The following is a 13,601-nucleotide window of genomic DNA, read 5'->3' on the forward strand; positions in this document are numbered from 1 at the left end:
CGCACGGCGAGAGAGCCCGGACCGATGTGTTCCGGGCCCCCTCCGCCTGTCAGGGAGTCGAGGGGCCCGGAACCCGTTGACCGGGCTCTCGTGATCCGGGGGTAGGACCGATCAGGACGCCGAGGCCGACGCGCTCGGCTGGGTGTCCGAGCTGTCGTGGGTCTCGTCCGGGGCGACACCCATGGTCAGGTGGGCGTGCACGCCCCTGGCGATGTGTCTCTTGTTGTACGAGAGGTACAGGAGCCCGCCCTCGTGGCCGTTGTCCGGGTAGATCGTGTCCTCGTCCAGCGTCGTGCGGGTCGTGGTGTTCGAGGAGTACGGAGCGACCTCCGCCGACGCCAGGACCGCCTTCTCCGCGAAGAAGAGCTGCCCCGTGTGGCAGGTGTGGCCGCCCTCGTAGCCCGCGTCGGTCCAGGTGCCGTCCACATGGACCTTCACGTGGATGTGGACGCAACGGCCCCGGTACCAGCCGGGGAAGAGCGTCCTGAAGGTGACGTGACCGTGCCGGTCGGTCTTCCAGGTGCCGCGCAGATACCGCTTGTCGTCGGTGGGCTCGGCGTGCCCGCCACCGCCTCCGCCGGGGGGAGGACCGGACGGGGGTTCGCCGGTCGGGGTGCCGGTCGGGACGTCCGTGGGCCCGCCCGACGGACCGCCGCCGCCACCGCCGTTGCTCATCGCCTCGTAGCCGGAGTAGACACCCACCGCCGAGCAGTGCCAGATGTCCACCGCGGCGTGCCTGACCGGCTTGCAGGTGTCCGCGTCGATCACCTTGAGCTCAAGGGTCAGCGGGATGCCCTCCTGGTCCTCGGTGATGTCCCGACGGATCTTGTCCGCGTCGATGTAGTAGGGGCCCTCGGTGGTCTCCGAGGTCAGCGTGTAACAGGCCTCCGCGCCCGAAGCGCCCGACGCCGTGCCGGCCGCCGCCTCGTCCGCGAACGCGTTCACGGCGGCGGCGCCGCCCACGCCCACGGCCGCCACGGCCACTCCACCTGCGACGACGACCTTGCGCCGGGTCATGTTCCCTTGGTGCGCGGGTCCTTGGGTCTCAGTCATGCGCCGGACCGTAGGGAGCCGACCTGTCAGCAGCATGGGTGCCGACTGTGGTTTCGCGCGCCACGCGAAAATGGCTCGGAACCGTCGTCGGTTCCGAGCCACTTCCGTGTGCGACGCCTGTTCCGGCGCGCGCCGCCTACTTCGGCTGCGGCTTGCGCACCGAGATGTGCAGCTCGCGCAGCCGCGTCTCGTCCAGCTCCGTGGGCGCGCCCATCATCAGGTCCTGCGCGTTGCCGTTGAGCGGGAACGCGATCGTCTCGCGGATGTTCGGCTCATCGGCGAGCAGCATGACGATGCGGTCGACGCCCGGGGCGATCCCGCCGTGCGGCGGGGCGCCGAAGCGGAAGGCGCGCAGCATGCCGGCGAACTGCTCCTCGACCGTCTCGCGGTCGTAGCCCGCGATCTCGAAGGCCTTGAGCATGATCTCGGGCTCGTGGTTCCGGATCGCGCCGGAGGACAGCTCGACGCCGTTGCAGACGATGTCGTACTGCCAGCCGAGGATGTCCAGCGGGTCCTGGGTCTCCAGGGCCTCCAGACCGCCCTGCGGCATCGAGAACGGGTTGTGCGAGAAGTCGATCTTGCCGGTGTCCTCGTCCTTCTCGTACATCGGGAAGTCGACGATCCAGCAGAAGCGGAAGACGTTCTCCTCGAAGTTGCCCGAGCGCTTCGCGGCCTCGACCCGCACCGCGCCCATGATCTTCGAGACTTCTTCGAACTCGCCCGCGCCGAAGAACACCGCGTGGCCGGCGGCCAGCGAGAGGCGCTTGGTCAGCTCGGCGACGTTCTCCTCGGTGAGGAACTTGGCGATCGGGCCGGTCAGCGAACCGTCCTCGCCCACGCGCACCCAGGCCAGGCCCTTGGCGCCCTGCTCGACCGCGTAGTCACCGAGGCCGTCGAAGAACTTCCGCGACTGACCGGCGACGTCCGGCACCGCGAGGGCGCGCACGTGCTTGCCCGCGAAGGCCTTGAACTCGGAGCCCTCGAAGATGTCGGTGATGTCGGTGAGCTCCAGCTGGGCCCGCAGGTCCGGCTTGTCGGAGCCGTACTTCAGCATCGACTCGCGGAACGGGATGCGCGGGAAGGGGGAGGTGACGTGACGGTCACCGCCGAACTCCTCGAACAGCTCGGTCATGAGCTTCTCGATGGGCTGGAACACGTCCTCCTGCTCGACGAAGGACATCTCCACGTCGAGCTGGTAGAACTCGCCCGGCGAACGGTCCGCGCGGGCGTCCTCGTCGCGGAAGCAGGGCGCGATCTGGAAGTACCGGTCGAAGCCGGAGATCATCAGCAGCTGCTTGAACTGCTGCGGCGCCTGCGGGAGCGCGTAGAACTTGCCCGGGTTCAGCCGGGAGGGGACCACGAAGTCGCGCGCGCCCTCGGGGGAGGTGGCGCTGAGGATCGGGGTCGCCATCTCGTTGAAGCCCAGCGCCGTCATCTTGTGACGGATCGCGGAGATCACGGCCGTACGCAGCAGGATGTTGCGGTGCATGCGCTCGCGGCGCAGGTCGAGGAAGCGGTACTCCAGACGCCGCTCCTCGTTGACCCCGTCCTCGGCGTTGATCGTGAACGGCAGCGGGGCGGCGGCGCCGAGCAGCTCGACCTCGCCCACCTCGACCTCGACCTCACCGGTCGGCAGGTCCGCGTTCACGTTCTCCGTGCCACGCGAGACGACCTTGCCGTCGACGCGGACGGTCGATTCCTTGGAGACCTTGTCCAGGGCCTCGTAGGCCGGTGTGCCGGGGCGGGCGACGAGCTGCGTGATGCCGTAGTGGTCGCGCAGATCGATGAAGAGGATGCCACCCAGGTCTCGGCGATTGTGCAGCCAGCCGCTCAGCCGGACGTCGCTGCCGACGTCAGAGGCGCGGAGCTCGCCGCAGGTGTGGGACCTGTACCGATGCATCGTCGTTTCATCCAGTCTTCGCGGATTGAGGGCGTGTTTCACGTGAAACACCCCCAGGGTACCGGGCAGCCCAGGACCACCTCCCCATCATTAACCGCTCCGCCACCGACCGGCGCCCTGGACCGGCATCGGTGGCAGGCATCGGTGGCAGGCACCGATCACCTGTTCCTACAGTGGGCGCATGCGCACTGGTGAGCCCCTGCCCGCCGTGGGGGACGTCCTGGCCACTCTCGCCACCGGCGTGTGGCGCTGGGACAACGCCGCGGGCCTCGTCACCTTCGACGCGGAGGCCGCACGGCTCATCGGTATGCCCGCGAAGCTGACGACACTCTCCGAGGCGGGCACGCGCTCCCACTTCCATCCCGTCGACTGGAACGAGATGGACGGCGTCGTGAACCTCGCGGTGGCCGAGGGCACGCTCGCCGAGGCCCGCATGCGGATCATGGACGAACACGGCCGGGTGCTCCGCACGGTCCGCAGCCGGTCCAGGCCCCTCATCGACCCCGAGACCGGTCAGTACGAGCTGATCGGCACCCTTCAGGAGGTCAGCGAGCAGCCCCCGGACGCCGCCGCGCGCACCCCCGTCACCGGGGACTGGCGCCGCTCGCGGGAGGCGTTCCTGCTGGACGCGGGGCGGGCGCTGGCCGAGGCGCGGTCCACGGCGGAGGTGCTGCGGGTGGCGGCGGCCCTGTCGATGCCCGGCTTCTCTCCGGACGGTCTCGCCGTGTTCGGCGCGGAGGGCGACCGGCTGACGATCATCGGCCATCACGGGCACCAGCCGGGTGACGAGGACCCCTTCTCGCACATGTCGCTGGCCACGGACTATCCGGCCGCCGAGGTCGTCCGTACCGGCCGTGCGGTCTACCTCTCCTCCCCCGACGACTACAGGGAGCGCTACCCGGCGTCCTGGCCGCTCGCCCAGCGCTTCGGGCGGCAGTCGTGGGCGTTCCTGCCGCTCACCGTCGCCGGCAGCACCATGGGCGCGTGGATGGCGGCGTTCACGTATCCCGTCACCTTCACGCCCGACGAGCGCTCGGTCCTCACGACCGTCGCCCGCATGCTCGCGCAGGCCCTGTCGCGCGCCGGAGCCGCCGAGACCGCGCGGGAGCTGACCGACGGCCTCCAGCGCTCGATGATGCCGACGCTCGGCCCGCAGATGCCGGGCATGAGCGTCGCCGCGCGCTACGTCCCGACCGGCGGCGGCCTCCAGGTCGGCGGCGACTGGTACGACATGATCCCGCTGCCCGCCGGCCGCTACGCCCTGGTCATCGGCGATGTCCAGGGCCACGACGTCCGCGCGGCGGGCCTGATGGGCCAGCTCCGCATAGCCCTGCGCGCGTACGCCTCCGAGGGCCACCGCCCCGACGCGGTGCTGTCACGGGCCTCGCGCTTCCTCTACGGGGTCACCGGTTCGGTGATCTACGGGTCCAGCGGCGGCACGGACGCCGAGGAGGACCCGGCGGACCCCGCGGATGTGCGCTTCGCGACCTGCCTGTACGTCGAGGTCGACCCGGCGACCGGGACACTCGACATCGCCCGCGCCGGGCATCCCGACCCCGCGATACGCATGGCGGACGGGACGGTGCTGATGCGGCCCACGGCGGGCGGGCTGCCGCTCGGCATCGACCCGGACGCCGACTACCCGACCACCCGGCTGGTCCTGGAGCCGGGGGAGACCATGCTGGCCTGCACCGACGGGCTCATCGAGACCGGCGGCCACGACCTCGACACCGGCTGGCGCCGTATCCGCCGCACGCTCGAATCCCACGACGGCGACATGGAGGCCCTCGCCGACGCGCTCGTCCAGGCCGTGCACGGCCCCTCCTCCCACCACACCACCGGTCCGCTGGCCGACCGGCGCGAGGACGACATAGCGGTGCTGCTGCTGTCCCGGCTGGGCGAGGAGAGCGGCTACGACGACACGGCCCCGGCCGTCCGGCCGATGGTGCGGCGGACGATGCTGACCGTGGCGCAGACCGAGCCCGAGCGGATCGCCGACGCCCGGCAGCAACTGCGGGAGCTCCTGCACGACTGGGCCTCAGCCGACCAGCTCGACTCCGCCGTCCTGCTCGTCTCCGAGATGGCCACCAACGTCCTCGTGCACACCGACGCCGACGCGCTGCTCGTCGCCGAGGTGACGGGCGAGCCGGGCAAGCGGCGGATGCGGGTCGAGGTGACCGACGGCAGCGACGACCTGCCGCACCGGCGCCATCCGGGGGAGCTGGCGTCCTCCGGGCGCGGACTGGTGCTCGTGGAGATGCTCGCGGACGCGTGGGGGGTCGACCCGCGGGGCGAGGGCAAGAGCATCTGGTTCGAGTTCTCCGAGACGCCGGAGGCCGGTTCCGGCGAGCCGGCGGCCTCGGACGACTCCGCGCGCGTGAACGCGTGGGAGAGCGTCGGCGACGCCGGCACGTCGAAGGACTACGGGCTGTCCGACGGCTACGAGTCCTCGGACGGTCCCGGCGCCCCGGGCACCCCGGGAAACCCTGGTGTCCCCGGTCTCCCCGGTCCTTCGGGTCCGTCGGGTCCCTCGGGGGCGTAGAGCGCGCGGAGTTCGTGCACCACTCCGAAGGCCGCCGCCGTCAGCGGTACCGCGAGCAGCATGCCGAGGACGCCCGCCACGGACGCTCCCGCCGTGATCGCCAGGAGCACCACCGCCGGATGCATCTGCACCTGCCGGCTCTGGATCATCGGCTGGAGGCCGTATCCCTCCAGCATCTGGATCGCGAGCACGAGGCCGAGCGTCCACAGGGCGATGACGAACCCCCGGTCGGCGAGCGCGACCAGGACGGCCACCGCGCCGGAGAGGAACGCGCCGAGATACGGGATGTACGCCCCCACGAAGACCAGCGCGCCGAGCCCGACGGCGCCCGGGACGCGCAGGACCAGGAGTCCGACGGTGATGCAGAGGGCGTCGATGAGCGCGATGATCGTCGTCCCGCGCATGAAGCCCTCGACGGCCGCGAAGGCGCGCCGGGCCATGGCCTCGACGACGTCGGCGGTCCCCCGGGGCGCGAGCGACCGCAGCGACCCGGCCACCTTGTGCGAGTCGCGCAGGAAGAAGAACACGAGCAGCAGGGCGAGGAAGCACATGGCGAGGGTCTCGGCCACGACGCTGACGCCGCTGACGACGTTGGACGCGGCAGTGCCGCCGAACTTGGCCAGCAGGTCCTTGGAGTTGGCGGCGATGTCGTCGAGCGAGGTGCCCGCCGCGCCGAAGTGCTCGGCGACGGAACGCGAGGCCTCGCGGAGCGAGGACACGATCTGGGATCCGGTGTGGAAGAGCGCGGCCACCACGACGTAGACGGCGCCGCCGACCACGACGGCCACCGCGACGCAGGTCAGGGCGGCGGCGAGCGAGCGGTTGATCCGCGCTTTGACCATCCGCCGGTACAGCGGCCCGAGCAGGGCGGTCCCGAGCAGCGCGAGCAGCACCGGCACCACCGCCGTACGGAACTCCCCGCACAGCAGGATCCCCACCCACCCCACACCGGCGGCCAGCAGGAGCACGACACACCAGGCCGCCAACCGCCGGGCACCCTCAGGGAGTAGCTGCACCCTGCAAGCTGACCATGTGTCAGCCGAACCGGCGCCCGGGAAAGACCGAACGGGGGAGGCCCGGCCCCGCACGCGCGAAAGCCCCGTCCGATACGGCGGACGGGGCTTTCGCGTGCTCGATCGCTCGCGGGTGCCTCGGCAGGGCGAGGGACCCGCAAGGACCGGGGCCGACCTACAGCCCGCCCTCGGACATCCCGTGCACCGCCGGGATCGTCCCGAGGCGGCCCTTCTGGAAGTCCTCGAAGGCCTGCTGGAGCTCGTCGCGGGTGTTCATCACGAAGGGACCGTAGTGGGCCATCGGCTCACGGATCGGCTGCCCTCCGAGCAGGACGACCTCCAGGTCCGGCGTGTTGGAGTCCTGCTTGTCGTCCGCGCGGACGGTCAGCGAGGAACCCGCGCCGAAGACGGCGGTCTGGCCGGTGTGCACCGGCCGGCGGTCCGCGCCCACGCTGCCGCGTCCGGCGAGGACGTACGCGAGGCCGTTGAAGTCCTCGCGCCACGGCAGGGTGATCTCGGCGCCGGGCCGCACGGTGGCGTGGACCATCGTGATCGGCGTGTGCGTGATGCCCGGTCCCTGGTGGCCGTCGAGCTCACCGGCGATGACCCGCAGCAGCGCGCCGCCGTCCGGGGTGCTGAGCAGCTGCACCGTGCCGCCCCGGATGTCCTGGTACCGCGGGGCCATCATCTTGTCCTTGGCGGGGAGGTTCACCCACAGCTGGAGCCCGTGGAACAGACCGCCGGACATGACGAGGGACTCCGGGGGCGCCTCGATGTGGAGCAGGCCCGAGCCCGCCGTCATCCACTGCGTGTCGCCGTTGGTGATCGTGCCGCCGCCACCGTTGGAGTCCTGGTGGTCGAAGACGCCGTCGATGATGTAGGTCACGGTCTCGAAGCCGCGGTGCGGGTGCCAGGGGGTGCCCTTCGGCTCGCCCGGCGCGTACTCCACCTCACCCATCTGGTCCATCATGATGAACGGGTCGAGGTGCTTGTAATTGATTCCGGCGAACGCGCGGCGGACCGGGAAACCCTCGCCCTCGAAGCCGCTGGGCGCGGTCGTCACGGTCAGCACGGGACGCTCCACGGCGTCCGTGGGCGCCGCCACACGCGGCAGGGCCAGCGGGTTCTCGACAGTCACTGCGGGCATGTCGGTACCTCCTTGTGCTTCGAGTTTAGTTGAGAGTTGAACTTTCTGCTACCCGTAACGACGCGCGCCCGGAGGGCATTCCCTCCGGGCGTCACGCGTTCATGGGGCGTTTCGGCCGTGCGGACGGCAGGGGCCGCGGGCCCCGCCGGCGGCGGCCCGCCGGCCGTATCCGCGGCCCGCCGGCCGCGCCTGCGGCCCGTCAGCCGTACATACGGCGCATCGCGAAGTCCACCATCTGCTCCACGGCCTTCGCGTCGAAGACCATCCGGTGCTCGCCCTCCATGTCGATCACGAAGCCGTAGCCGGTCGGCAGCAGGTCGATCACCTCGGCACCGGTGATCACGAAGTACTTGGACTCCTTGCCCGCGTACCGGCGCAGCTCCTTGAGCGAGGTGAACATCGGGATGACAGGCTGCTGAGTGTTGTGCAGCGCCAGGAATCCGGGGTTGTCCCCACGCGGGCAGTACACCTTCGACGTGGCGAAGACCTGCTGGAAGTCCTCGGCGGCCATGGAGCCCGTGGTGAACGCGCGCACCGCGTCCGGAAGGGACGGCGGGGACGGCTCGGGATACAGCGGCGGCTGCTGGCCGTACCCGCCGGGCATCTGCCCGCCCGGCATCTGGCCGGGCATCTGCTGCTGCGGCGGGACGTACCCCTGCTGGGCGCCTGCGTTCTGCTCGTAGCCGTACATGCGTCAAAGAGTAGTGGGCCACATATGGACCACTCGGGGTTGCTTCTTATTACTGGCGGGTAGCATCATCGAAGCTACTTGTTGGTACGTGAACCAGATGCGAGGAGTCAATGCCTCGCCGATCCCTTAACGGAGCCGTCGCCATGGGGCATTACAAGTCGAATCTCCGCGACATCGAGTTCAACCTCTTCGAGGTACTCGGGCGCGACAAGCTGTACGGCACCGGCCCGTTCGCGGAGATGGACACGGACACCGCCAAGAGCATCCTCGAAGAGCTGACCCGCCTCTCGGAGAACGAGCTGGCCGAGTCCTTCGTCGACGCCGACCGCAACCCGCCCGTCTTCGACCCGGAGACCAACACCGCGCCGGTCCCGGCTTCCTTCAAGAAGTCGTACAAGGCGTTCATGGACTCCGAGTACTGGCGTCTCGGCGTGCCCGAGGAGATCGGCGGCTCCACCGCGCCCCGCTCACTGATCTGGGCGTACGCGGAACTGATCCTCGGCGCGAACCCGGCGGTCTGGATGTACTCCAGCGGCCCCGCGTTCGCCGGCATCCTCTTCGAGGAGGGCAACGAGGTCCAGAAGCACATCGCGACGATGGCCGTCGACAAGCGGTGGGGCTCCACCATGGTGCTCACCGAGCCGGACGCCGGCTCCGACGTGGGCGCGGGCCGTACCAAGGCGGTCAAGCAGGAGGACGGCTCCTGGCACATCGAGGGCGTGAAGCGCTTCATCACCTCGGGTGAGCACGACATGGAGGAGAACATCCTCCACTACGTCCTCGCCCGCCCCGAGGGCGGCGGCCCCGGCACCAAGGGCCTGTCCCTCTTCCTCGTCCCGAAGTACGAGTTCGACTTCGAGACCGGCGAGCTGGGCGAGCGCAACGGCGTGTACGCGACGAACGTCGAGCACAAGATGGGCCTCAAGGCCTCCAACACCTGCGAGATGACCTTCGGCGACCGCCACCCCGCCAAGGGCTGGCTGATCGGCGACAAGCACGACGGCATCCGCCAGATGTTCCGCATCATCGAGTTCGCCCGCATGATGGTCGGCACGAAGGCGATCTCCACGCTGTCGACCGGCTACCTGAACGCGCTGGAGTACGCCAAGGAGCGCGTCCAGGGTCCCGACCTCGCGGAGTTCATGGACAAGGCCGCGCCCAAGGTCACCATCACGCACCACCCGGACGTGCGCCGCTCGCTGATGACGCAGAAGGCGTACGCCGAGGGCATGCGCGCCCTGGTGCTGCACACCGCCGCGGTCCAGGACGAGATCCAGGTCCTGGAGGCCGCCGGTGAGGACACCGCCGCCGCCGAGGCCCTGAACGACCTCCTCCTGCCGATCGTGAAGGGCTACGGCTCCGAGAAGGGCTACGAGCTGCTCGCCCAGTCGCTCCAGATCTTCGGCGGCTCCGGCTTCCTGCAGGAGTACCCGATCGAGCAGTACATCCGCGACGCCAAGATCGACACCCTGTACGAGGGCACCACCGCGATCCAGGGCCAGGACTTCTTCTTCCGGAAGATCGTCCGCAACCAGGGCGCGGCCCTGAACACCCTCGCCGAGGACATCAAGAAGTTCCTGGCGCTCGGCACGGGCGGCGAGGAGCTGTCCGCCGCCCGCGAGCAGCTCGCCAAGGCGGCCGTCGAGCTGGAGGCCATCGTCGGCCTGATGCTCACGGACCTCGCGGCCACCGAGCAGAACGTCAAGAACATCTACAAGGTGGGCCTCAACACCACCCGCCTGCTGATGGCCTCCGGCGACGTGGTCGTCGGCTACCTGCTGCTGCGCGGTGCCGCCGTCGCCGCCGAGAAGCTGGAGACCGCCTCGGCCAGGGACAAGGCGTTCTACACCGGCAAGATCGCCGCCGCGAAGTTCTTCGCCGCCAACGTGCTGCCCGGCGTCACCGGCGCCCGCAAGCTCGCCGAGGGCGTCGACCTGGACCTGATGGAGCTGGACGAAGCCGCCTTCTAAGGGTCCTCCGGGCTCCTTCCGAGGAGCAGCCGGGCTCCGCGGAACCGGGCGGGCACCGGCCCGACACCTGTCGGTCGGGTCAGGTGTCCCAAGGTGTCCACCCTTCACATCCCCCTTACGAGGGCCCGCTCCCAACCCAGGGAGCGGGCCCTCGTGCGTCGTTAAGGTGAACCCATGAGTGCACCCTCCCGCTTCGATCGCGGCCACACCGACGACCTCATGTCCTTCCTGGCGGCGAGCCCGACGCCGTACCACGCCGTGGCGACCGCCGCCGAGCGCCTGGAGAAGGCCGGATTCCGTCAGGTCGCCGAGACCGACGCGTGGGAAGGGACCAGCGGCGGGAAGTACCTGCTGCGCGGAGGGGCGATCATCGCCTGGTACGTGCCGGCGGGCGCCACCCCGCACACACCGTTCCGGATCATCGGCGCGCACACCGACTCCCCGAACCTGCGGGTCAAACCGCTCCCCGACACCGGGGCGCACGGCTGGCGGCAGGTGGCCGTCGAGATCTACGGCGGACCGCTGCTGAACTCCTGGCTCGACCGGGACCTCGGCCTCGCCGGACGCCTGTCGCTGCGGGACGGCTCGACCCGCCTGGTCAACATCGACCGCGCCCTGCTGCGCGTGCCCCAGCTCGCCATCCACCTGGACCGTTCCGTCAGCAGCGACGGACTCAAGCTCGACAAGCAGCGGCACCTCCAGCCCGTCTGGGGACTCGGCGACACCCGCGAGGGCGACCTGATCACCTTCCTGGAGGAGGAGTCGGGGCTGCCCGCGGGCGAGGTCACCGGCTGGGACCTGATGACCCACTCCATCGAGCGCCCCTCCTACCTCGGCCGCGACGAGGAACTGCTCGCCGGACCGCGGATGGACAACCTGCTGTCCGTGCACGCCGCGACGGCCGCGCTGGCCGCGGCCGCGGCGGCCGGCACCGAGCTCTCCCACATCCCGGTCCTCGCCGCCTTCGACCACGAGGAGAACGGCTCGCAGAGCGACACCGGCGCCGACGGACCGCTGCTCGGCAGCGTGCTGGAACGTTCGGTCTTCGCACGCGGCGGCACCTACGAGGACCGGGCGCGCGCGTTCGCGGGCACCGTCTGCCTCTCCTGCGACACCGGTCACGCCGTACACCCGAACTACGCCGAGCGGCACGACCCGACGCACCACCCGCGCGCCAACGGCGGCCCCATCCTCAAAGTGAACGTCAACAACCGCTACGCCACCGACGGTTCGGGCCGCGCGGTGTTCGCCGCCGCCTGCGAGAAGGCCGGCGTGCCCTTCCAGTCCTTCGTCTCCAACAACTCCATGCCCTGCGGCACCACCATCGGTCCCATCACGGCGGCCCGGCACGGCATCAAGACGGTCGACATCGGCGTGGCCATCCTCTCCATGCACAGCGCCCGCGAACTCTGCGGCGCCGACGACCCGTTCCTGCTGACCAACGCGCTGGTGGCGTTCCTGGAGGGCTGAGTCGCACCGTCCTGGTCCCCTCCACTAAACCGTTTGTTTTGAACCTGTTCAAAGACGGTTTCCCCGGCATACGATGCGCTTCGATCTTCAACGATCCGCGTCATGAAAACAGTCTCGTGGGGGGACTCACACGTGCGAAAAAGATCCCTGGCGCTCACCTGCGCCTCCGTCGCGGCCGGCCTGCTGCTCGGCCCGGTACCCGCCGCGCACGCCGCGGTGGCACCGGTCCTGTACGGCGTCGGCAGCGGCGACCACCCCGGTGACGGACAGGTGTGGCTGTCCGCCTCGTCCGACACCGCCATCACCTCGATCACCGCACACCTGTACGCGCCGGGCTCCGCCGCCGGCGCCCCGCAGATCACCCAGGTCAGCGACTTCACCCCGGACGCGAGCACCGGCTTCGCCAACACATGGCGGACCACCACCCCGCTGCGCCTGGCCGACCTGGGCGCCTACCGCGTCGTCGTCGACCTGACGGACGCCGACGGGGACACCACCACCGCCCAGGGCACGTACGAGTACGAGCTGGAGGGGAAGCTCACCGATCTCCAGGTGGCTCCGCGGAGCCCGGACTACGCGCACCAGGACGTCACCGTCACCGGCGGCTTCACCGTCACCGACCCGCGCACCGGCGGGACGACGCCCGCGGCGAACGCGCCCGTGGACATGGAGATCTCCAGCGAGGCGGACGGGACGGCCACGACCGGCGCCGACGGCCGGTTCAGCTACACCTACCGCGTCACCGACGCGTCCATCTCGTACGTCAACGCCTGGCTGCGGCTGGACGACCCCTTCTACCAGTCCCGGAACAACGAGAGCGTGGAGGTCAGGGCCGTCCAGTCCGACACCCGCGTCACCCTCGACACCGCCGAATTGGACGTCAAGGCCGGGCAGGCGGCGACCGTCTCGGGGACCGCCGAGGTGTACGTCGGCGGTGCGTGGAAGCGGCTGGCCGGAGCCACGGTGGACGAGATCTGGTCCGACGAGTTCGGCGGCGTGGCCTCGCGGCCCGTCACGGACACCGACGGCCGCTTCACCGGGAAGCTGACGCTGCCGAAGTCCGGCACGGTCGAAGTGCAGGTGCGCAGCGGGACGTACCTGAAGTACGCCGAGCCGCAGAAGGTCAAGGTGTACGTCGCGGCCAAGACGTCGCTCACCGGCTTCACCGCGACCCTGGACAAGTACGCCGTGCTGACCGCCAAGGGCAGGCTGCACACCGGCACAAGTGTCCCCGCGGGTACGGACGACAAGGTCGAGCTCCAGTACTCGGCCGACGGGAAGACCGGCTGGAAGACGATGAGGACCGTCACGCCGGGCAGCTCCGACCCCGATTCCGGCGCGGCGTTCAAGGGCACCTTCGACGCGTCCTACAAGGGCTACTACCGGGCGCACTTCAAGGGCGGCCGCAACTGGCAGGAGTCGTACAGCAGCACCGTGCACGCCACCCGCACCCCGACCCGGATCACCGACGGCAACGCCTCCCCCGAACCGGTCCGCAAGGGCCGCACGATCACCTACAGGGGCAAGCTCCAGCACTACACCTCGGGCACCTGGAAGGCGTACTCCGGGCAGCAGGTGAAGATCCTCTTCCGCCCCAAGGGCTCCAGCGGTTGGTACGACATGGGCAACGCCACCACGCACTCCGACGGCACCTTCTCCAAGGGCTGCACGGCCTCGAAGGACGGCACCTGGGTCGCGGTGCTCCTCTACCCGAACAGCACGCACCTGGTGGGCTCCGGGCGCGAGGACTACGTCGACGTGAGGTGACGCGCGCCGCCGCCGGAAACGGCGGCGCACGTGACGGGAGGAGCCTCC

9 protein-coding genes are annotated in these 13,601 nt (G+C 70.2%); 4 read left to right on the forward strand and 5 right to left on the reverse strand.

Translation table 11 applies throughout. The annotated features are described in order from the left end of the window. Positions 1 to 111: 111 nt before the first annotated feature. Together OHT01_RS19735 and aspS are read right to left on the reverse strand one after the other, a co-directional pair. Positions 112 to 1,053, reverse strand: coding sequence for an intradiol ring-cleavage dioxygenase (locus OHT01_RS19735; protein ID WP_328554460.1), 942 nt, complete (start codon positions 1,051 to 1,053; stop codon positions 112 to 114). Positions 1,054 to 1,189: 136 nt separating this feature from the next. Next, positions 1,190 to 2,953, reverse strand: coding sequence for an aspartate--tRNA ligase (aspS, locus tag OHT01_RS19740; protein ID WP_328554461.1), 1,764 nt, complete (start codon positions 2,951 to 2,953; stop codon positions 1,190 to 1,192). A gap of 181 nt (positions 2,954 to 3,134) precedes the next feature. On the opposite strand from aspS, the gene OHT01_RS19745 reads away from it, so the two are divergent. Further along, positions 3,135 to 5,495 (forward strand): ATP-binding SpoIIE family protein phosphatase, encoded by a 2,361-nt coding sequence (locus tag OHT01_RS19745; RefSeq protein ID WP_328554462.1) that lies wholly within the window; start codon positions 3,135 to 3,137, stop codon positions 5,493 to 5,495. Here OHT01_RS19745 and OHT01_RS19750 read toward each other — a convergent pair. The 3 genes from OHT01_RS19750 to OHT01_RS19760 all read right to left on the reverse strand — a co-directional run bounded on the left by OHT01_RS19750 (position 5,393) and on the right by OHT01_RS19760 (position 8,346). Further along, positions 5,393 to 6,511 carry an AI-2E family transporter gene (locus tag OHT01_RS19750; protein WP_328554463.1) on the reverse strand — a complete coding sequence of 373 codons (1,119 nt, stop codon included), beginning with the start codon at positions 6,509 to 6,511 and terminating at the stop codon, positions 5,393 to 5,395. The two genes, OHT01_RS19745 and OHT01_RS19750, sit on opposite strands and share 103 nt — an antisense overlap. 172 nt (positions 6,512 to 6,683) lie before the next feature. After that, positions 6,684 to 7,655 carry a pirin family protein gene (locus tag OHT01_RS19755; RefSeq protein WP_328554464.1) on the reverse strand — a complete coding sequence of 324 codons (972 nt, stop codon included), beginning with the start codon at positions 7,653 to 7,655 and terminating at the stop codon, positions 6,684 to 6,686. Between the two features lie 199 nt (positions 7,656 to 7,854). Further along, on the reverse strand, positions 7,855 to 8,346 hold the full coding sequence (locus OHT01_RS19760; RefSeq protein ID WP_266760725.1) for an SseB family protein: 492 nt from the start codon (positions 8,344 to 8,346) through the stop codon (positions 7,855 to 7,857). 143 nt (positions 8,347 to 8,489) lie between these two features. On the opposite strand from OHT01_RS19760, the gene OHT01_RS19765 reads away from it, so the two are divergent. The 3 genes from OHT01_RS19765 (at position 8,490) to OHT01_RS19775 (ending at position 13,553) form a co-directional block, all read left to right on the forward strand. After that, positions 8,490 to 10,316, forward strand: coding sequence for an acyl-CoA dehydrogenase (locus OHT01_RS19765; protein WP_328554465.1), 1,827 nt, complete (start codon positions 8,490 to 8,492; stop codon positions 10,314 to 10,316). Between the two features lie 174 nt (positions 10,317 to 10,490). Next, complete coding sequence (locus OHT01_RS19770) at positions 10,491 to 11,786, forward strand: M18 family aminopeptidase (RefSeq protein ID WP_328554466.1); 1,296 nt, start codon at positions 10,491 to 10,493, stop codon at positions 11,784 to 11,786. Between the two features lie 132 nt (positions 11,787 to 11,918). Beyond that, positions 11,919 to 13,553 (forward strand): hypothetical protein, encoded by a 1,635-nt coding sequence (locus OHT01_RS19775; protein WP_328554467.1) that lies wholly within the window; start codon positions 11,919 to 11,921, stop codon positions 13,551 to 13,553. Positions 13,554 to 13,601 lie beyond the last annotated feature (48 nt).

The sequence above is a fragment of the Streptomyces sp. NBC_00358 genome, assembly GCF_036099295.1.
In the GTDB taxonomy this organism is placed as follows: domain Bacteria; phylum Actinomycetota; class Actinomycetes; order Streptomycetales; family Streptomycetaceae; genus Streptomyces.

Bases quoted from the DNA above. Each gene is read 5' to 3' on its own strand.
- OHT01_RS19765 (WP_328554465.1), top strand. From the start codon at position 8,490: ATGGGGCATTACAAGTCGAATCTCCGCGACATCGAGTTCAACCTCTTC.
- OHT01_RS19745 (WP_328554462.1), top strand. From the start codon at position 3,135: ATGCGCACTGGTGAGCCCCTGCCCGCCGTGGGGGACGTCCTGGCCACT.
- OHT01_RS19735 (WP_328554460.1), bottom strand. From the start codon at position 1,053: ATGACTGAGACCCAAGGACCCGCGCACCAAGGGAACATGACCCGGCGC.
- OHT01_RS19770 (WP_328554466.1), top strand. From the start codon at position 10,491: ATGAGTGCACCCTCCCGCTTCGATCGCGGCCACACCGACGACCTCATG.
- OHT01_RS19760 (WP_266760725.1), bottom strand. From the start codon at position 8,346: ATGTACGGCTACGAGCAGAACGCAGGCGCCCAGCAGGGGTACGTCCCG.
- OHT01_RS19755 (WP_328554464.1), bottom strand. From the start codon at position 7,655: ATGCCCGCAGTGACTGTCGAGAACCCGCTGGCCCTGCCGCGTGTGGCG.
- aspS (WP_328554461.1), bottom strand. From the start codon at position 2,953: ATGCATCGGTACAGGTCCCACACCTGCGGCGAGCTCCGCGCCTCTGAC.